Origin of the sequence: Sorangium sp. So ce394 (genome assembly GCF_051474665.1) — a bacterium.
GTDB classification, from domain to species: domain Bacteria; phylum Myxococcota_A; class Polyangia; order Polyangiales; family Polyangiaceae; genus Sorangium; species Sorangium cellulosum_D.
In genome coordinates this window covers 2,796,161-2,813,657 of the sequence record NZ_CP150339.1, presented here as the reverse complement: position 1 = coordinate 2,813,657, position 17,497 = coordinate 2,796,161, and the positions used below count along the sequence as shown (strand labels likewise).

Genomic DNA, 17,497 nt, shown 5'->3' with positions numbered 1-17,497 from the left:
CTCACCGCAGCTTCATCGACGCCAGGGAGACCAGCGCCAGGAGGATGGAGATGATCCAGAAGCGCACGATGATCTTGGGCTCCGCCCACCCCTTCTTCTCGTAGTGGTGGTGGATCGGCGCCATCAAGAAGACGCGCTTGCCGGTGAGCTTGAACGAGAGGACCTGCGTGATGACGCTGACCGTCTCGATGAAGAAGATCCCCCCGAGGATGATCGAGAGGAGCTCGTTCTTGGTGAAGACGGCGAGCATCCCGAGCCCGCCCCCGAGGGCGAGCGACCCGACGTCTCCCATGAAGACCTGCGCGGGGTACGTGTTGTACCAGAGGAAGCCGATCCCCGCGCCGATGACCGAGCCGCAGTACACCGACAGCTCGCCGGCCGACGCGATCGCCGGGATGTCGAGGTAGGCCGCGAGCGAGAAGTTCGCGATGGAGGCGCCGACGATGTACGCGAGGATGAGGTACGTCCCCGCGTTGATGATCACCGGGCCGATCGCGAGCCCGTCGAGGCCGTCGGTGAGGTTCACGGCGTTCGACGTCGCGACCACGACGAAGACGGCGAACGGGACGTAGGCGTAGAGCGGCAGCTCGATGTGGTACTTCGAGAACGCGAGGAACGGGATCGCGAGGCGCGTCCTGATCTCCGCCCAGTCCGGCGGGAGCTTGGACGCGAGCAGGAACGTGTAGGCCACGGCCGCGCCGCCGATGAGCACCTGGCCGATGAGCTTGTAGCGGCCCGGCAGGCCGCCGCTGTTCCGCCGCTTGATCTTGAGGAAGTCGTCCAGGTAGCCGATGACGCCGTAGCCCGCGGTCACCGCCGTCGTCGCGAGGACGAACGGGTTCCGGAGGTCGGCCCACAGCACGGTGGGGAGCAGCAGCGACAGCAGGATGAGCGCGCCGCCCATCGTCGGCGTGCCCGCCTTGATCTTGTGCGTCTCCGGCCCCTCGGCGCGGACCACCTGCCCGATCTGCTTGCGCCGCAGCTCGCGGATGAACCACGGCGCGAGCAGGAACGTCAGCACCATGGCGGTGATCGTCGCCATGATCGTGCGGAACGGGATGTAGCGGAGGACGTTGAGCCAGCTCAGCCAGCTGTAGTGGAACTTGAGCGGGTAGAAGAGCTCGTAGATCATCCCGCACCTCCGCGCGGCTGCCGCTCGGCCCCGGCCCGGGCGCGGCGGGCGGCGAGCGCGCGGCGCGCCTCGTCGCGATCGTCGAACGGCAGCGTGACGCCGCCGATGATCTGGTACGGCTCGTGGCCCTTGCCCGCGATGAGGACCAGGTCCCCGGGCTCGGCGTCTCGCACCGCGCGCTCGATGGCGCGCGCGCGATCGAGCTCCACGACGACGCGCGCGCGGCCGGCGGCGAGGCCCGGCAGGATGGCGTCGGCGATCGCGCGCGGATCCTCGCTCCGCGGGTTGTCGTTGGTCACGATGGCGACGTCGGCGCCGAGGCCGACCGCCTCGCCCATCCGCGGCCGCTTCAGCGGATCGCGGTCGCCGCCGCACCCGAACACGCAGTGGATTCGCCCGCCGCCGAGGGCGCGGACGCTCGCGAGCACGCGGGCGAGCGCGTCCGGCGTGTGGGCGTAGTCGACGAGCACGATCACGTCGTCGACGCCCGGCGTATCGCAGCGCTCCAGGCGGCCGGCGACCTGGATCGGCGACGAGAGCGCAGCCGCGGCGTCGCCGACGTCGAACCCGAGCAGGTACGCCACGGCGAGGGCGGCCAGCAGGTTCGACGCGTTGTGCGCGCCGAGCAGGTGGGACCGGATGGTGACCTCGCCGGCGGGCGTGCGGGCGCGGAGGAAGATGCCGCGCGCCTCGTGGACGAGCTCGACGGGCGCGATCTCCGCCGCGTCCGGGCCGGCGCCCACCTCGGTCGAGTAGCGCGCGAGCGTCGACGCGACCGGGCGCGAGAGCCCGCCCGGGGCGATCCGCTGGACGAGCTCTCGCCCGAAGGGATCGTCGACGTTGATCGCCGCGGCGCCGGGGCCGAGATCCACGAACAGGCGCGCCTTCGCCTCCGCGTATGCCTCCATCGTGCCGTGGTAATCGAGGTGATCCTGGGTGAGGTTCGTGAAGACGGCGGTCCGGAAGCGGACCGCGTCGACGCGCTTCGCGGCGAGCGCGATCGACGAGACCTCCATCACGAGGTGCGTCGCGCCGCGGCCGACCATCGCCGCGGCGACGCGCGCGAGCTCGTCCGCCTCCGGGCTCGTGTGCGAGGCGTGGACGTCGAGATCGCCGAAGCGGTAGCCGAGCGTCCCCACGATCCCGGCCCGGCCGCCGCACCGATCGATGCAGGCCTGCACGAGGTGGGCCGTCGTCGTCTTGCCGTTCGTGCCGGTGATGCCGACGACGTCGAGCGTGAAGGTCGGGTGCCGGTAGACCGCCGCGGCGGCCAGGGCGAGCGCGAGCGGCACGTCGGGCACCTCGACGCGGGCGGCCCCGAGCGTGTCGGCGGCGCTCCCGCGCCCGAGGATGACCGCCCGCGCGCCGCGCGCGACGGCCTCGGGGATGAAGCGCTCGCCGTGCGCCCGCGCGCCCGCGCGCGCGACGAAGATGTCCCCCGGCTCCACCTTGCGCGAGTCGAGGTGCACGCCGGTCACGAGCAGCTCCGCGGCGTCCGCGGGGGACAGCGCGGCGCCCGGGATCTCGCGCAGCACGTCGCCGAGGCGGAGCGCGAGCTCGACCTCGGCCACGCCGGTCTCCTTGTGGTCGCGCGCCGTCATGTGGGGGGCTCGAAGATCAGCTTCAGCGGCGATCCCTTGGGCAGCACGGTCCCGGCCGGGGGCTCCTGGCGCGTGAGCTTCCCCGTGCCCTCGACGCTCGGATCGAGCCCGAGCGCCGCGGCGCTCCTCACCGCCTCGCGCTGCGGCAGGCCCGTGAGATCGGGCACGCGCAGCTCCCCCGTCTTGAGCGGCGCGGACGGCGTGACCACCTCCGTCGCGATCGGCGCCGCCGCGGCGCGCGCCTCGTTCAGGACCTGGTAGGTGTTCGCCGCGATGTCCTCGCCCGACTGCTCGGCGACCTCCGACAGCTTCATCGGCACGCTCCCGCGCGGGGTAACGCCGAGGTAGCGCAGCGCCATCTCGCCGATGCGCCGGAAGACGGGCGCCGCGACCGAGCCGCCGCCGTACGTGCCGCCGAGCGGCTCATCGAGCACCACGGCGATGGCGAGCCGCGGCCGCTCGGCCGGGACGAACCCGACGAACGACGCCACGTAGTGGGTGTCGGTGTACCTGCCCGTCGCCGGATCGATCTTCTGCGCCGTGCCCGTCTTCCCCGCGACGCGGAAGCCCGGGATGCTCGCCTCCACGCCGGTCCCGTCGCCCTCCGTCACCGCGACGAGCATCTCCGACATCATCCGCGCGATCGACGCGGGCACCGCGTCGCGGCGCACGCGCGGCGACGTCTCGGACAGCGTGACGCCGGTGCCGTCGGTGATCCGCTTGATCAGGATGGGCTCGAGCAGCCGCCCGCGGTTGGCGACCGACGCCATGGCCATGGCGAGCTGGAGCGTCGTCACGCTGATCCCCTGCCCGAACGAGGCCGACGCCGTCTCGACCTGGACCCAGGGGCGGCCGCGCGGGCGCAGCACGCCCACGGACTCGCCCGGCAGCGGCACGCCGGTGAGGTCGCCGAAGCCGAACCGGCGGAGGCCCTCGTAGAGCCGCTGCTCGCCGAGCCCGAGCGCGATCTTCGCCGTGCCGATGTTCGACGACTGGCCGAGGATCTGCGGCAGCGTCAGCCACTTGTGCACGTGCGTGTCGTGGATCACGACGTTGTCGATCGCCATGTTCCCCTCCTCGCAGTAGATGGTCGCGCTCGGGGAGACGCTCTTCGCCGCGAGCGCGCTCGCGATGGCGAACACCTTCATCGTGGAGCCGGGCTCGAAGCGATCGACCACGCAGCGGTTGCGCCGGGATCCCGGATCGCTCTGCGAGTAATCGTTCGGGTTGAACCCCGGGGCGCTCGCCATCGCGAGGATCTCGCCGTTCTCGGGGTCGACGACCACGATCGCCCCGCCGATCGCCTCGTAGGTCTTCATCGCCGCCTCGAGCTCGCGCTCGGCGGTGAACTGGATGCCCTTGTCGATCGTGAGGTGGACGTTGTGCCCGGCGAGCGCCTGCTCGTCCTCGATCCCCTCCGAGAAGATGAGCCGGCCCGATCGATCGCGGAGCCCGCGCACCTCCGCCGCGTTGCCGCGGAGCTCGTGCTCCATGCTGAGCTCGAGCCCCTCCTTGCCCTCGCCGTCGGTGGCGACGAAGCCGAGCAGCGGGCCGGCGAGCTCGCGGTTCGGGTAGAAGCGGCGCCCCTCGCCCTCGATCACGAGCCCGCGCACCGGGTAGCGCTGCGTCCGGTCGCCGAGCGCGCGGACGTTCTCGACCTCCTGCTCGGAGATGCGGCGCTTGAGCCAGGCGAAGCGGCGCCGCCGGCCGAGCTTCTCCACGACGTCCTCGACCGGCAGCGAGAGCGCCTGCGCGATGCGCTCGGCGTACTGCTGGATCCGCATCGGGATGTACTGCTCGTCGACGCCGCGGAGCATCTCGACCGCGTCCACGGAGACGCTGGGCACCTCCACGCTCTCCGCGAGCGGCGCGCCGTTCCGGTCGTAGATGGTGCCGCGCTTCGGCGTGATGTGGAGCCGCCGCTGGCGCTGCCGCTCGGCGAGGTCGTACCAGGCGTCGCCGTCCTCGACCTCGATCCGGTAGGCGCCGGACACGACGCCGCCCAGGCCGAGCGCCATCAGGCCGCAGAGCAGCCCCATGCGGATGCGGATCCACCGCGCGCGCCGCGGATCGAGGTTCTTCATTCCGGCTGACCCCCGCTCGGCGGCGCGCTGCCGGCCTCGCCGCTCGCCGGATCGCGCTCCGGCGGCGCGGTGTAGCCCCGCACCGGGATGACCCGCTCGGGCGGGGGCGGCGTCATGCCGAGCAGCGAGCGGGCGACCATCTCCACGCGCTGCGGCGTCTCGTAGCTGGCCGCCTCGAGCGACAGCACCCGCTTGACCTCGCGCAGCCGCGCCTGCTCGGCGCGCGCCCGGCCGAGCCGGTAGCCGAGGTCGACCGTGCGCCCGCGCAGGGCGAGGTGCACGACGAACGCGGCCACGGTCGCGGCCACCGCCAGCGTCCAGAGCACGAGGAACGGGCGCTGCTGCGTCACGCGAGCGCCTCCGGGCCGGAGACGCGCCGCGCGGCGCGGAGCTTCGCGCTGCGGGCCCGCGGGTTGCTTTCGATCTCCTCGTCGCCCGCGGTCACCGGCTTTTTAGTGAGCGGCTGCCAGACCTCGGGCTCGCGCAGCGCGCGCTTGGCGATGCGGTCCTCGAGCGAGTGGAACGAGATCACCGCGATCACGCCGCCGGGCGCGACGATCCTGGGCGCCGCCTCGAGCAGCGCCTCGAGCTCGTCGAGCTCTCCGTTCACGGCGATGCGCAGCGCCTGGAACGTGCGCGTCGCCGGGTCGACACCGCCGATGCGCGCCGGCCCGACCGCGCGCACCACGGCGCGCCTGAGGTCGAGCGTCGTCGCGAGCTCGCCGCTCTCGGCCGCCTGCTTGATACAGCGGGCGACCCGCCGGCTGCGGCGCTCCTCGCCGTAGCGGTAGATGAGGTCGGCGAGCTCCTCGTCGCTGAGCCGATCGATGAGCTCGAGCGCCGTCTCGCCGCGGCTCCGGTCCATCCGCATGTCGAGCGGCCCCTCGGCGCGGAAGCTCATGCCGCGGGCCGGGTCGTCGAGCTGCATGGAGCTCACGCCGATGTCGGCCACGAGCCCGTCCACCTGCGGGACGCCGAGGGCGGCGAGGTGCCGCTCGATCTCGGAGAACTCGCCGTGAACGTAGGTCACCCGGTCTCCCATCCGGGCGAGCCGGGCGCGCGCGATGGAGAGGGCGCGCTCGTCGCGATCGATCCCGATGACCCGGGTGCCGGGCGTCTCGAGGATCGCCTCGGTGTGGCCGCCGGCGCCGAGCGTCGCGTCGACGTAGACGCCCTGGCTGAAGGGCGCGAGGGCGGCGAGCACCTCGCGGCCGAGGACGGAGACGTGCTGCTCGCCGCGCGGCCGCGGTGGCGGAGGGGGCAGGTGCATGGGGACTACATTGACGACGTTCATAGGCGGAACTGCTCCGCGATTGCTGTCTTGAAGCTCTGAAGCTCGACCTCGCTCATCTGCTGGGCGGCCTTCCACCGCTCCTTCGCCCAGAGCTCGATCGTCTGTCCCATCCCCGCCCAGAGGACGTCCTTCGTGAGGCTCGCGTGCTCGCGGAGCGACGGCGGGATGAGGATCCGGCCCTGCTTGTCGAGGTCGCACTCGACGGCCGCGGACAGGTAGCGGCGCCGGAACGCGACCACGTTGGAATCGAATTGCGGCAGCGCTGCAATTTTAGCCTCCAGCTCCTCCCAGGCCTTCATCGGGTACGCGTGCAGGCAGGGGTCGAAGAGGGCGGGGGTGATGACCATGCGCAGGTCGTTCGCGGCCGCGAGCACGTCCCGAAAGCGCGAAGGGAGGCTCGTGCGCCCCTTCGCGTCGATCGCGTGCTCGAAGTGACCGCGAAACATCGTGCTCATCGACCCCAGCTCCGGCTCGCCTGTCCTGCCGAGGGCTTGGCGACGCGTTGCCCCAACGAGCGCTCACCGCGTCGTGACATTCTCTGCCACTTCTTCCCACGAAGCTCCGCCACGCTACGGAGGGAGGTGCCGAGTGTCAACAGTTTGGGAGATTTCTGGACCTCAACCGGCACCTATGTAGGACACTCCTCCACAAGGTGTTCTTTCACAAAACAGCGCGTTTTCTCGCGATCGGGCGGCGGATCCAGGACCGTGGGAGGAAGTGGGGGGGCCGCTCGAAGGTGAGCGCGACCGCTTCTGGCGGACGCTGGCAAGGCGGAAAGGAAGCGAGGCGGATCGCCGCCCTGGACGCCCGATCTCGCGGGCCGGCGGGCGGGACCATGGACGGCGACGGACGGGCTCAGCGAGCCGGGTGCCGGTGCCGGTGGGGAGGCGTTCGGTGGGGGAGCGTGGGGGCGCGCGGTGGGGGAGAGTGGGGACCCGCGCGGTGGGGGAGAGTGGGGAGCCGCGCCGCCGGGGCGGTCAGCTGTGGGGGGTCACGTGGGTCTGGACCCACTCCACGATGCTCTTCAGGGTGGTCCCGGGGGTGAAGACGCCCTTCACCCCGGCGTCCTGGAGGCGCGCGATGTCCTCGTCCGGGATGATGCCCCCGCCGAACACCACGATGTCCTCGGCGCCGTGCTTGCGGAGGGCCTCGATGACGGCGGGGAAGAGGGTGTTGTGCGCTCCGGACATGATCGACAGCCCCACGGCGTCGACGTCCTCCTGCACGGCGGCGGACGCGATCATGTCGGGGGTCTGGTGCAGGCCCGTGTAGACCACCTCGAAGCCCGCGTCGCGGAGTGCCCGGGCGACCACCTTCGCGCCGCGGTCGTGGCCGTCCAGGCCGGGCTTGGCCACGAGGATTCGGACTTTGCGCTCTGCCATGATCGCGTCGATTACCGCCTGCCCGGGCATGCGTAAAGCGCTGCGCCCCGGCGGAGCCGCCTCCCCTCCCCGCGTGCGCTCACTGGGCCGCGAAGACGAACGGGATGGTCACGGGCGTGGAGCCCGAGGAGGGCGGAAAGCGCCAGGACTTGATCCGCGAGGCGATGCAGCTCGCCAGGCCGGGGTAGTCCTTCTCCGAGCCGCCGGCCGAGACGGACTGGACGGCGCCCGAGGCGCCGATGACCACGGAGGCCGAGACGCGGGCGGTGGTGGACGCGTTGCGGTCGCGCGCGTCGAGGGCAGGCTGCCAGCAGTGGCGCCGGACGCTCGGCCGGTTCGCCTCGACGACGCCGGAGATCTCCCCCTGGGAGAGCGGGGTCAGGCTGGAGCCGGCGCCCTGGCTGCCCGGCCCCGACGTCGGGCCGGGAACCCCGGCGCCGAACCCGGACCGGTCGAGCTGCGCCCCGGTCGCGGAGGCGACCGGCTTCTCCGGCGCAGGCCGCTGGCTCGCCACGGCGCCCGGCTTGCCGGGCGAGGCGGGCTCCGGCCTGACAGAGGGCACCTCGGCGGGGGGCGGCGCCTCCGGCTCGACGCTGGGCGGCGGCGGCGGGGCGGCCGTGGGGAGATCGACCGGGTTGCTCGGCGGCGCGGTCACGACCTGCACGGTGGTCTGCGGCTTGGGCGACAGCAGGACGTAGGCGGAGACGCCGCCGAACGCCGCCGCCATGGCGATGAAGGCGTAGGCGAGCGGGCTCATGCCCGAGCGCCGCCGCGGCGCGACCGTCTCCACCAGGCTGGCGGGCGTGGCCACGAGGGGCGCGGGCTCCGCGGAGGAGAGCGCGCCGGCCGGCGCCGCCGTCGGGCGCGGCGAGCCGCCCACGGCCACGCCGCCCGCCGCCACCGTCGCGGACGGCGAACCGCCCAGGGCCAGGCCGCCCGCGGCGCGAGCGACGTCGGCGGAGGCGGGCGGCGCCAGGTCGGACCTCGGCGCGGCGGCGGCCGCCGGCCCGGCCGCGAACGGATCGGCCAGCACCTCGACCGGCGCGGGGCCCGCAGTGTGGGCCCGCGCGGCGCCGCCCGAGACGTCGGGCCACGCGGCCGGCGCGCTCGCGGCGGACGTCGCCGGCGCGCTCGCGGCCGGCGTCCCCGCCGCGGTGAAGGCGGCGACCGCGCCGGCGACCGCGGGGGATCTCTCGCTCAGGCCGGGGGCCTCCGGCTCGAGCGCCGCCGAGCGCGCGGGCGCGGCCGCAGCGAGCGGGGGGACCCTCGACGACGAGGGCGCCTTCGCCGAGGGAGGGACCTGCGGCTGAACGGCGGCGAAGCCCGTGCTGCTGGTGCGGCGCGCGGGCGCGGACACGCGGGTCGTCTGGGCCTGCGTGACGATCTCGAGCAGCTCCGGGAAGTTCTTGAGGGGCAGCCACTCGTCGAAGCCCTCGCGCCAGACGAGGGAGTCGCCGTCCACCGCGCCGGCGAGCGCCTTCTCGCGGATGACGGCGAGCCGCACCGGGCCGAGCGGGACCCCGCCGACCCCGACGTACCAGTCCTCGCTCGCCGTGGCGCGCACGGCCGGCGCCTTCCCGAGCGGCCGGTCGTTGGACATCGATCGCGTGAACGCGCTGGCGGCCGCTGCGGCCGGCGCAGGCTCCGCCCGCGCGGCGGGCGCGGCCGGACCGGCAGGCGCGGCGGGCGCGGGCTGGGCGGCCCGCGGCGCGGCGGCCGCAGGCTGGGCGGCCCGCGGCGCGGCGGCCGCGGGCTGGGCGACCCGCGGCGCGGCGGGCGCGGGCTGGGCGGCTCGCGGCGCGGCGGGCGCGGGCGTCCCGGGCGTCGGCGCCCCCGGCGCAGGGCGCGGGCCCGACACCGGCCCGGGCGCGGCGCGCGGCGCTGCCGGAGGTCGAGGCGCGCCACCAGGGCGCGGGAGGGCCTGCGACGCCGGCCGGGGCGGCGCCGGCGCAGCGCCCTGGCCCCGCGACGACGCGGGCGGCGGTCTCGGCGCGCTCGCGGCACCGGCGTCGGCCACCGTCGCGCCGAGCCCGGCGGCCGGAGCCTCGTCGCTCGGGGGGGCGAGCTGCGCGTCGTCGGTCGCGCGCGGCGGCTCGACCGGGAGAGCCCGCGCCACGGAGCTCTCGGTGACGCTCGCGCTCACCTGAATGAGGTGCCCGCATCGCCGGCACTGCATCCGCACCATCTTGCCGGCGACCTTCTCGTCGCCGATCTGGTACTTGGCCTTGCAGTTATCGCAGATGAATTTCATCCAGGGACGCGCCTGCCGGTGGAATCGGCGCAGTCTACGACAGCTTGGCCGTGGGCGACATGGGCTAGACGGTCAGAGCAATCCGAGCAGGTGCTCCTTGATGGATTGCCGCGTCGGGTCATCGGGCGCGACGCCCAGCGCGCGCTCCCACGTCTCGATGGCTTTGTTGCGGAACCCGGCCTTCTGGTAGAGCACCGCGAGGTTCTTCAGGGCCGGGAAGTGCTTGCCGTTGATGTGCAGCGCCGTCTCCAGCTCCTGGATGGCGTCGTAGAGCTGTCCCTGCTTGCCGTAGAGCAGGCCGAGGTGGAAGTGCAGCCGGTACGCGAGCGGATCGATGGCCGTGCCCTCGCGCAGGTGCCGCACGGCCTTGTCGAAATCGCCCGCGCGGTACGCCGCGATCCCCGCGGCGAGGAGGCGCTCTGCCTCGGCCGAAATCCGGTCCTGATCGCCGCGGATCGAGCGCGCCTGGAGCGCGTTCTCCACGGCGGCGACGACGTCGGCCACGCGGAAGGGCTTCTCGATGTACGCCTCCACGCCGTAGCTCGACTTGAGGTCCTCCGCGAACCGCCACCCGCGGTAGACGGCCGAGATCATGATGATCGGGATGTGGCCGTAGCGCTGGGTGCCCTTCATGCGGCGGGCGATGTCGAAGCCGTGCACCTCGGGCAGCATGGCGTCGAGGATCATCACGTCGGGCGGATTCTCCTTGACCATGCGCAGCGCGAGGAGCCCGCGGTCGGCCTCCTCGACGCGGTACCCGCGCTCCTCGAAGATGCGGCGGAGCAGCTTCCGGATCTCCGGCTCGTCGTCGACCACGAGGATCGTGGTCTGATCGCCCTGCGGCGCCTTGCCTGCGCCCGGGAGCGACTCGACCACGGACAGATCGCGGTCGGCGGTGCCGAAATCGGTGTCCGTCAGCTCGTCGGCGGCCGCCGCCCTCCGCATGGCGTCGTCGACGACGAGCGGGGGCCCCGCCGAGGAGATGCGGGCCGGCGACGGGGCAGCGGGCGGGCTCGGTTCGTCGGTCAGATCGGCGAACGAGATCTCGGCGTCGTCGCGCGGGCGCTCCGGCGCGGGCTTCGCCGGCGGGGCGGCGCTGGGCGCGGGCGCGGGCGCAGGAGCGGCAGGGGCCTGGGCGACCGTCGACGGCGGCACGGCGGACGCAGGCCGGCGCGGCGGCGGCGGCGGCTGCGCAGGAGAGGGCGCGGGCGCGGGCGCGGGCGGCGCCTCCGGCGCGGACGACGCCGACGTGGCGCCGAGCCCGGCTCGCTTCAGCACCTCGGGCGGGCACTTGGCGCCGACGAAGAACGGCTCGCCCTGCTCCTTCATGTCGTAAGCGGCCGCGATGGTCCGCACGAGGGGGCCCGCGAGCGCGATGTACGGGAAGACGCGCTTGCCCGTCACGAACTCGAGCTCGTCGATCACCTTCTTGTCGGCGGGCGCGGCCATGGCCACGAGGATGCGATCCTCGCGGACGAGCACGGGCAGGAGCTTGTGCTTGGCGGCGATCTCGCGCGGCAGGATCGAGAGGTCGCTGAGCTTGATGCAGACCTGGTTGAGGTCGATGCCGGGAACGCCGCTCTGCTCGGAGAGGGCCTTCAGCGCAGCGACCTCGGAGACGGTGCCGCTCTCGATCAGGTTCGTGGCGAGGGGGACCCCCTTCGCGCGCGCCTCGAGGAGCGCTTGTTCGAGCTGGGGCTGGGTGACCGCCCTTTGCTGGAGGAGGATGCGTCCGAGCGGCTTCTTGTTGGCGTCTTGCGTCATTCCGCGGGCCGAGTTCGAAGGCTAATGGACGAGGAATGCGCGGGCAAGCACGCGGTCCGCGCGCGACGGCGGCCGTTCGGCGGGTGCGGCCGGCTGGGGCTCGTGCGCCGGCGCCTCGGGCCTACAGGCTGGTCGAGCGCGGCCGAGGCGTGGCCCCGCGCGCGCGGCTGCGGGCGCGCGACGCCACGCCGGAGGCGAGGGCTCACCATCCGCCCATGGTAGCTCGGAACCCTCCCGGGCAGCGCGGACGTTGCGCCCTCCGCGCGATCCCCCGCGGCCGCTCCAGGAGCGCCTCCAGAGACCATGGAGACGATGTAGGCGGCTTTCGATCCCGCGGTCGCTCGGCCACCGGGTTGCTCGGTTGCCCGGTTACTCGGTGGCATCGCGCGCGCCGAGCCACGCGCGGGCGAACGCCGTGTACCGCCCCTCGGCGATGGCCGCACGCGCCTCGCGCATCAGGCGGCCATACAGGTGGAGGTTGTGCTCGGTCAGCAGGCGCAGCACCAGGATCTCGCCCGCCATGTAGAGGTGCCGGAGGTACGCGCGGCTGTACCCCCCGGCGCAGGTCGGGCAGGCGCAGGTCGGGTCGAGCGGCGATCGGTCGTCCTTGTAGCGCGCCTGCTTGATGACGATCTTGCCGTGCTGCGTGAGCGCTTGCCCGTTTCGGGCGTTCCGGGTGGGGAGCACGCAATCGAACATGTCGACCCCGGCGCCGATGGCGTGAACGAGATCGAGCGGCGTCCCCACGCCCATGAGATAGCGGGGGCGCGACGGATCGAGGCGCGGCGCGATCTGCGCGACGGCCTCGTGCATCAGCGCGATCGGCTCGCCCACGGAGAAGCCGCCCAGGGCGAGCCCATCGAACGGCAGGGCCGCGAGCTCGTCCGCGTGCGCCGTGCGCAGGGCGACCGAGGTGCCGCCCTGAACGATGCCGAAGAGCGCCTGGGTGGGGCGCTTGGCGGCGAGGCAGCGCTTCCCCCAGCGCGTCGTCAGGCGGCACGCCTCCTCGACCTCCGCCAGCGGCGCGCCGCCGGGCGGGCATACGTCGAGCTGCATCGCGATGTCGGCCCCGAGCAGCCCCTGCACCTCCATCGCGACCTCGGGCGTGAGCGCCTTGCGGGCGCCGTCGAGGTGCGAGCGGAACACGAAGCCGTCCTCCACGAGGGTGCGCCGCTCGGCGAGCGAGAAGGCCTGGAAACCGCCGGAGTCCGTGAGCATCGCGTGCGGCCAGCGCGTGAACGCGTGCAGCCCGCCGAGCTGCGCGACGAGCTCGGGCCCGGGGCGGAGCCACAGGTGGTACGTGTTGCCGAGGACGATCCTCGCGCCGGTCGCGGCCACCTCGGCGGGGGTCAACGTCTTCACGCTGCCCTGCGTGCCGACCGGCATGAACGTCGGGGTCGGCACGTCGCCGTGCGGCGTGGAGAGCACGCCCGTGCGGGCGTGACCGTCCCGCGCGAGCTCGGAGAAGGCGAAGCCGGGCGTCCGGCTCATGGCGCGCTCGCGCCGCGGATCAGCATGGCGTCTCCATAAGAATAGAAGCGGTAGCGGGCCTCGATCGCCGCGCGGTACGCGAGGAGCGCGCGCTCGCGGCCGGCGAAGGCGAACACCAGCGCGAGCAGCGTCGAGCGCGGCAGGTGGAAGTTCGTCAGCAGGCCGTCGACGACGCGGAACCGGTAGCCGGGCTGGATCAGGAGGCGCGTCTCCCCGGACTGCGCCCGTACGAGGCCCTCGCGCGCCGGGTCGGCCGCGCTCTCCAGCGCGCGCACCACGGTGGTGCCGATCGCGACCACCGGCGCGCCGCGCTCGCGCGCCGCCGCGACCGCGCCGGCGGTCGCCTCGGGGACCGAGTAGATCTCGGCGTGCATCGGGTGCTGGTCGAGGTCGTCGACCGTGACCGGCTGGAACGTACCGAGGCCGACGTGCAGCGTGACGCTCGCGATCTCGACCCCGTTCGCGCGGAGCCGCTCGACGAGCCCGGGCGAGAGGTGGAGGCCCGCGGTGGGCGCGGCGACCGCGCCCGGGACGCGGGCGAAGATGGTCTGGTACCGCTCGCGATCGGACGCGTCGTCGCCGCGGCCGAGGTAGGGCGGGAGCGGGACGTGGCCGTACGCGTCGATCGCGGCCGCGACGGACAGCCCTGCCGGCGACGAGAGCCGCACCGTGAGCACGCCGTCGTCCGCGCGCTCCAGCACCTCCGCGACCAGCGCCCCGTCGCGCTCGAGATCGAGCAACGCGCCCGGCCGGATCGGCTTGGACGCGCGCCCCATCGCTCGCCAGCGCTCGGGGCGCGCCGCGCCGTCGCACGGCTGGCCGGCGGTCCCCTCCCCGCCGTCGGGCGCCTCGTCCAGCCGGTGCAGCAGGAAGAGCTCGACCTGCCCTCCGGTGCCGCGCTTCTTGCCGAACAGCCGGGCGGGTACGACCTTCGTGTCGTTGACGACGACGAGCGCGCCGCGCTCGATGTACCGGTCGAGATCGCGGATTGCGGCATGCTCGACCTCGCCGGCCTCGCGGCCGCGGTCGACCAGGAGGAGCCTGGCGCCGTCGCGCTCCTCGGGGGGCCGCGACGCGATGAGCGCTTCAGGGAGTTCGTAGTCGAGCAGCTCGCAGCGCACGCCGCGCTACTAGCACGACGCGGGCGTGAGCACGTTCGTCTTGGCGCGCAGGAAGCGACAGATCTCGCCCACCTTGTAAGGCTTCGGGACGAACGCCACGGCGCCGCAGTCGGCGCGCTCGACCTGGCGCGCGGAGAGGTGATACGGGCTGGAGAGCACGACCCGCACCCTCGGGAAGGCATGCCGGATGTGACGGGCGAGCTCGAGCCCGTTCAGGTCCGGCATCATCAGGTCGATCATCGCCACGTCGACCGGGGAGGCGCCGAGGATGCGCAGCGCATCCTGGAACGAGGCGGCGAAGACGACCTCGAACCCCTCGACGCTTAGCCCAGCTGAAAGAGCGCGACGCTGGGAATTCTCACCGTCCACGATCAGCATGCGGGCCATTAAGCGTCCTCCTGCGGCGAGCGCCGCCAACCATGACTACGCCTATCGGTTCAGGGGTTAGCAATTGCCGGGCCAAGCTGCCGAATCACCGCGTTGCGGTTGCCGACGCCGAAGTGAAACAGATGCGCACAGTCTACATCGGCTGCCTCATTGCACTAAGGCAAATCCCGACCCTGCGCCATTGCAAAGATGCAAGCCAACGTGAGCTAGCTGCCCTGATTTGCTGGCGAGTCAGGTCTGTTGCTCAGCCTGGTCGTACGTGCCGGTCGAACCGCGGACAGGCACACGCTGGCTGAGCCCGGTGGGCAGAACGTTGCTCAGCCGGGTGAGCACTGGCCTGCTCAGTCGGGTCCACGGAGTTCCGCTGTACCCTGAGGGAACGTGCTGCCGAGCCTGGTCGTCGGGAACGGCAGAACGGCTGCGGAGGGGCAGCTCAGCCCGGCGGGTACGTGATCGTCAGGCGGGTCATCTTGCGCCAGAGGGTGGTCGCGCTGATCCCGAGCACCTCGGCGGCGCGCTCCCGGCTGCCGTCGCACTCCCGCAGCGCGGCCTCGATCGCCTGGCGCTCGGCGCAGTCGACAACGTCGGCGAGCAGCCGGCTGCCGCCCTCGGGCGCCCGCTTCGGCTGCACCGCGGCGGGCAGCACGTCGTCGACGCTGATGACGCCGCCGCCCGAGAGGGCCACCGCCTGCTCCACCATGTTCTCGAGCTCGCGGATGTTGCCGGGGAAGTCGTACTGCGTCAGCGCCTCGATGACGCCGTCAGCGGCGCGCGCCCGACAGGCCATCTTCCGGTTGTACTTCTCCAAGAAGAACTCCCAGAGGATCGGGATGTCCTCGCGCCGCGAGCGCAGCGGCGGGAGCACGAAGCGCGCGACGTTCAGGCGGTAGTAGAGATCCTGGCGGAACCGCTTCTCCGCCACCGCGGTCAGGAGCTCCTGGTTCGTCGCGGCGATGATGCGCACGTCGACGTGGATGGGCTTGTTCTCGCCCACGCGGCGGATCTCGTTCTCCTGGATCGCGCGGAGCAGCTTCGCCTGGAAGGTGAGCGGGGTCTCGGCGATCTCGTCGAAGAAGAACGTGCCCCCGTCGGCCTCCTCGAACAGGCCCTTCCTCGCCGAGATCGCGCCCGTGAACGAGCCGCGCGCGTGGCCGAACAGCTCGCTCTCGAGGAGCGTCTCGCTGATGGCGGCGCAGTTCACCGGCACGAAGGGGCGATCGGCGCGCTTGCTGTTGGCGTGGATGGCCTTGGCGACCAGCTCCTTGCCGGTGCCGCTCTCGCCGGTGATGAGCACCGTCGCGTCGGTCGGCGCGACCTTCACGATCCGGCCCAGCACCTCGCGGACCGCCTGCGAGCGGCCCACGATGTTCTCGAACCGGTAGCGCTCCTTGAACTCGCTGGCGAGCAGCTGCACCTCGCCGGTGAGCTTCCGGTTCTGGATCGCGCGCTCCACCTTCACGAGGAGCTCCTGCTCCGAGAACGGCTTCTGGATGTAGTCGAACGCGCCGAGCCGCATCGCCTCGACCGCGCTCTCGATGGTGCCGTACGCGGTCATCACGATGACCTCGGTGTTCGCGTTCGACTCCTTCACCGCGCGCAGGACGCCGATGCCGTCGAAGCCGCCCATCCGCAGGTCGGTGAGCACGACGTCGTACGCACCCTTGGCGCCCAGGTCGGCGCCCTGGCTGCCGTCGCCCGCTTCATCGACCTCGTACCCGGCGCCACGCAGCATCATCGCGAGCGTGGTCCGCATGTTCCGCTGGTCATCGACGACAAGAATCTTCGACATGGATTTCCCCCGCCGCGCTCATCCTCCTCGAGGGACGAGCGCGGCGCGACGATCACGACCGACGCACCGAGCCGGCGCGTAACCGCGCGAGCGCGGTCGTCCGCGGCGCCTTGGACATGCGTCCAGAGTATCGTACGTCAAGCGCGGCCTCCGCCGCCAGAACGCGCGCGGGGTGCGCCGTCGGTGCGGGGGGCCGAGCCCCACCCTACCCTACTCGCGGATCTGCTGGGACAGGTAGGCGGTCTCGCCAAGCTTCTCGATTAGGCCGATTTGCGTCTCGAGCCAGTCGATGTGCTCCTCCTCGGACTCGAGGATCTTGGCCAGGAGCTCCTCGGAGGTGCGATCCCCCTTGTCGCGGCAGAGGGCGATCGCCGTGTTGAGCCGCTTGACCGCGTTGTACTCGAGCTCGAGGTCGCTCTTGAGCTGCTCCGGCACGGTCTGCCCGATGTGAAGGGTGTCCAGGCGCTGCAGGTTGGGCAGCCCTTCCAGGAAGAGGATGCGATCGATGATCGCGTCGGCGTGCTTCATCTCGTCGATCGACTCGGCGCGGCCGCGCGCGGCGAGCGTGACGAAGCCCCAGTGCGCGCACATCTTCGCGTGCAGGAAGTACTGGTTGATCGCGACGAGCTCCGCCGCGAGCACCTCGTTCAACGCGTCGACGACATCTTTCGCACCCTTCATCGGACCCTCTCGCGCTCGTGCCTGTCGTGCTCGCCCCGCCTGCCACGGCGAGGAGGCGCCGGCGGGAGCGCCAGCGCCCAGGTCAAATGCGCAAGGTCCACGGAAGTGCGCAAGAAATTTCTAAGGAAAGGTCGCCGATCTCCCGCCAGAGAGACCGGAGCGCACCGTCGATCCAGAGAATCAGGCTGCGCTGGAGACCGGCGCCATCGTCAGGCGGCGCGGGGCGGCGACGGGCTCGCCCGCGCCGACGAGCTTGGCGATCGTCGGCTGGCAGGAGCCGCACCGCGTACCGGCCCCCGTGCACTCCATCACCTCGGCCACGGAGCAGGCCCCCTCGTTCACCGCTTCGCGAATCTCTCGATCACAGACGCCCATGCAGAGGCACACGTACATGCAGAACCCCCGGCTACGTTTAACGGGTAGGTTGATATTGAACATAGCTTTCAATATCGACGCGTCAAGCGCGAATGTTTCGTGGGCGGATCGCCGAGCCGGCTCGGGGCTCGGCCTCCCGGGGTTC

The 17,497-nt window shown here is 72.5% G+C and carries 15 protein-coding genes; all 15 read right to left on the bottom strand.

The features are described 5' to 3' along the window. Position 1 precedes the first annotated feature (1 nt). The 15 genes from mraY to WMF33_RS10370 all read right to left on the bottom strand — a co-directional run bounded on the left by mraY (position 2) and on the right by WMF33_RS10370 (position 17,370). On the bottom strand, positions 2-1,132 hold the full coding sequence (gene mraY / locus WMF33_RS10440; protein ID WP_020734079.1) for a phospho-N-acetylmuramoyl-pentapeptide-transferase: 1,131 nt from the start codon (positions 1,130-1,132) through the stop codon (positions 2-4). Beyond that, positions 1,129-2,733 carry a UDP-N-acetylmuramoyl-L-alanyl-D-glutamate--2,6-diaminopimelate ligase gene (locus tag WMF33_RS10435; RefSeq protein WP_437337008.1) on the bottom strand — a complete coding sequence of 535 codons (1,605 nt, stop codon included), beginning with the start codon at positions 2,731-2,733 and terminating at the stop codon, positions 1,129-1,131. Before WMF33_RS10435 ends, mraY begins: the two co-directional genes overlap by 4 nt. Then, positions 2,730-4,817, bottom strand: coding sequence for a penicillin-binding protein (locus WMF33_RS10430; protein WP_437337007.1), 2,088 nt, complete (start codon positions 4,815-4,817; stop codon positions 2,730-2,732). The genes WMF33_RS10435 and WMF33_RS10430 overlap by 4 nt, the downstream gene beginning before the upstream one ends. Then, the gene (locus tag WMF33_RS10425; RefSeq protein ID WP_061622442.1) at positions 4,814-5,167 is read right to left on the bottom strand and encodes a cell division protein FtsL; all 354 of its coding nucleotides are present in this window, start codon (positions 5,165-5,167) and stop codon (positions 4,814-4,816) included. Before WMF33_RS10425 ends, WMF33_RS10430 begins: the two co-directional genes overlap by 4 nt. Next, complete coding sequence (gene rsmH / locus WMF33_RS10420; protein ID WP_437339463.1) at positions 5,164-6,087, bottom strand: 16S rRNA (cytosine(1402)-N(4))-methyltransferase RsmH; 924 nt, start codon at positions 6,085-6,087, stop codon at positions 5,164-5,166. Before rsmH ends, WMF33_RS10425 begins: the two co-directional genes overlap by 4 nt. A 20-nt stretch (positions 6,088-6,107) precedes the next feature. Continuing rightward, positions 6,108-6,566 carry a division/cell wall cluster transcriptional repressor MraZ gene (gene mraZ, locus WMF33_RS10415; protein ID WP_020734074.1) on the bottom strand — a complete coding sequence of 153 codons (459 nt, stop codon included), beginning with the start codon at positions 6,564-6,566 and terminating at the stop codon, positions 6,108-6,110. Between the two features lie 522 nt (positions 6,567-7,088). Further along, on the bottom strand, positions 7,089-7,493 hold the full coding sequence (locus WMF33_RS10410; RefSeq protein WP_044987939.1) for a cobalamin B12-binding domain-containing protein: 405 nt from the start codon (positions 7,491-7,493) through the stop codon (positions 7,089-7,091). A gap of 79 nt (positions 7,494-7,572) precedes the next feature. After that, entirely contained in the window at positions 7,573-9,744 is a 2,172-nt protein-coding gene (locus tag WMF33_RS10405; protein WP_437337006.1) for a GYF domain-containing protein, read from the bottom strand. Positions 9,745-9,816: 72 nt separating this feature from the next. Next, complete coding sequence (locus WMF33_RS10400) at positions 9,817-11,508, bottom strand: response regulator (RefSeq protein WP_437337005.1); 1,692 nt, start codon at positions 11,506-11,508, stop codon at positions 9,817-9,819. Between the two features lie 369 nt (positions 11,509-11,877). Then, positions 11,878-12,999, bottom strand: coding sequence for a tRNA guanosine(34) transglycosylase Tgt (gene tgt / locus WMF33_RS10395; RefSeq protein WP_437337004.1), 1,122 nt, complete (start codon positions 12,997-12,999; stop codon positions 11,878-11,880). Then, a complete protein-coding gene (gene queA, locus WMF33_RS10390; protein WP_437337003.1) occupies positions 12,996-14,120 on the bottom strand; it encodes a tRNA preQ1(34) S-adenosylmethionine ribosyltransferase-isomerase QueA in 1,125 nt (374 codons plus the stop codon). The genes tgt and queA overlap by 4 nt, the downstream gene beginning before the upstream one ends. Before the next feature lie 9 nt (positions 14,121-14,129). Continuing rightward, a complete protein-coding gene (locus WMF33_RS10385) occupies positions 14,130-14,507 on the bottom strand; it encodes a response regulator (protein WP_437337002.1) in 378 nt (125 codons plus the stop codon). Positions 14,508-14,940: 433 nt separating this feature from the next. Next, positions 14,941-16,296, bottom strand: a complete 1,356-nt coding sequence (locus tag WMF33_RS10380) for a sigma-54-dependent transcriptional regulator (protein ID WP_437337001.1) — start codon at positions 16,294-16,296, stop codon at positions 14,941-14,943. A gap of 210 nt (positions 16,297-16,506) precedes the next feature. Then, positions 16,507-16,977 (bottom strand): bacterioferritin, encoded by a 471-nt coding sequence (gene bfr / locus WMF33_RS10375; protein WP_020734067.1) that lies wholly within the window; start codon positions 16,975-16,977, stop codon positions 16,507-16,509. A gap of 180 nt (positions 16,978-17,157) precedes the next feature. Further along, positions 17,158-17,370, bottom strand: coding sequence for a (2Fe-2S)-binding protein (locus WMF33_RS10370; RefSeq protein WP_044985703.1), 213 nt, complete (start codon positions 17,368-17,370; stop codon positions 17,158-17,160). Between the last annotated feature and the right edge of the window lie 127 nt (positions 17,371-17,497).

Excerpts from the sequence above, each read along its gene's own strand:
- mraY (WP_020734079.1), bottom strand. The coding sequence starts at position 1,132 with ATGATCTACGAGCTCTTCTACCCGCTCAAGTTCCACTACAGCTGGCTG.
- WMF33_RS10435 (WP_437337008.1), bottom strand. The coding sequence starts at position 2,733 with ATGACGGCGCGCGACCACAAGGAGACCGGCGTGGCCGAGGTCGAGCTC.
- WMF33_RS10430 (WP_437337007.1), bottom strand. The coding sequence starts at position 4,817 with ATGAAGAACCTCGATCCGCGGCGCGCGCGGTGGATCCGCATCCGCATG.
- rsmH (WP_437339463.1), bottom strand. The coding sequence starts at position 6,087 with ATGCACCTGCCCCCTCCGCCACCGCGGCCGCGCGGCGAGCAGCACGTC.
- mraZ (WP_020734074.1), bottom strand. The coding sequence starts at position 6,566 with ATGAGCACGATGTTTCGCGGTCACTTCGAGCACGCGATCGACGCGAAG.
- WMF33_RS10410 (WP_044987939.1), bottom strand. The coding sequence starts at position 7,493 with ATGGCAGAGCGCAAAGTCCGAATCCTCGTGGCCAAGCCCGGCCTGGAC.
- WMF33_RS10405 (WP_437337006.1), bottom strand. The coding sequence starts at position 9,744 with ATGAAATTCATCTGCGATAACTGCAAGGCCAAGTACCAGATCGGCGAC.
- WMF33_RS10400 (WP_437337005.1), bottom strand. The coding sequence starts at position 11,508 with ATGACGCAAGACGCCAACAAGAAGCCGCTCGGACGCATCCTCCTCCAG.
- tgt (WP_437337004.1), bottom strand. The coding sequence starts at position 12,999 with ATGAGCCGGACGCCCGGCTTCGCCTTCTCCGAGCTCGCGCGGGACGGT.
- WMF33_RS10385 (WP_437337002.1), bottom strand. The coding sequence starts at position 14,507 with ATGGCCCGCATGCTGATCGTGGACGGTGAGAATTCCCAGCGTCGCGCT.
- WMF33_RS10380 (WP_437337001.1), bottom strand. The coding sequence starts at position 16,296 with ATGTCGAAGATTCTTGTCGTCGATGACCAGCGGAACATGCGGACCACG.
- bfr (WP_020734067.1), bottom strand. The coding sequence starts at position 16,977 with ATGAAGGGTGCGAAAGATGTCGTCGACGCGTTGAACGAGGTGCTCGCG.
- WMF33_RS10370 (WP_044985703.1), bottom strand. The coding sequence starts at position 17,370 with ATGTACGTGTGCCTCTGCATGGGCGTCTGTGATCGAGAGATTCGCGAA.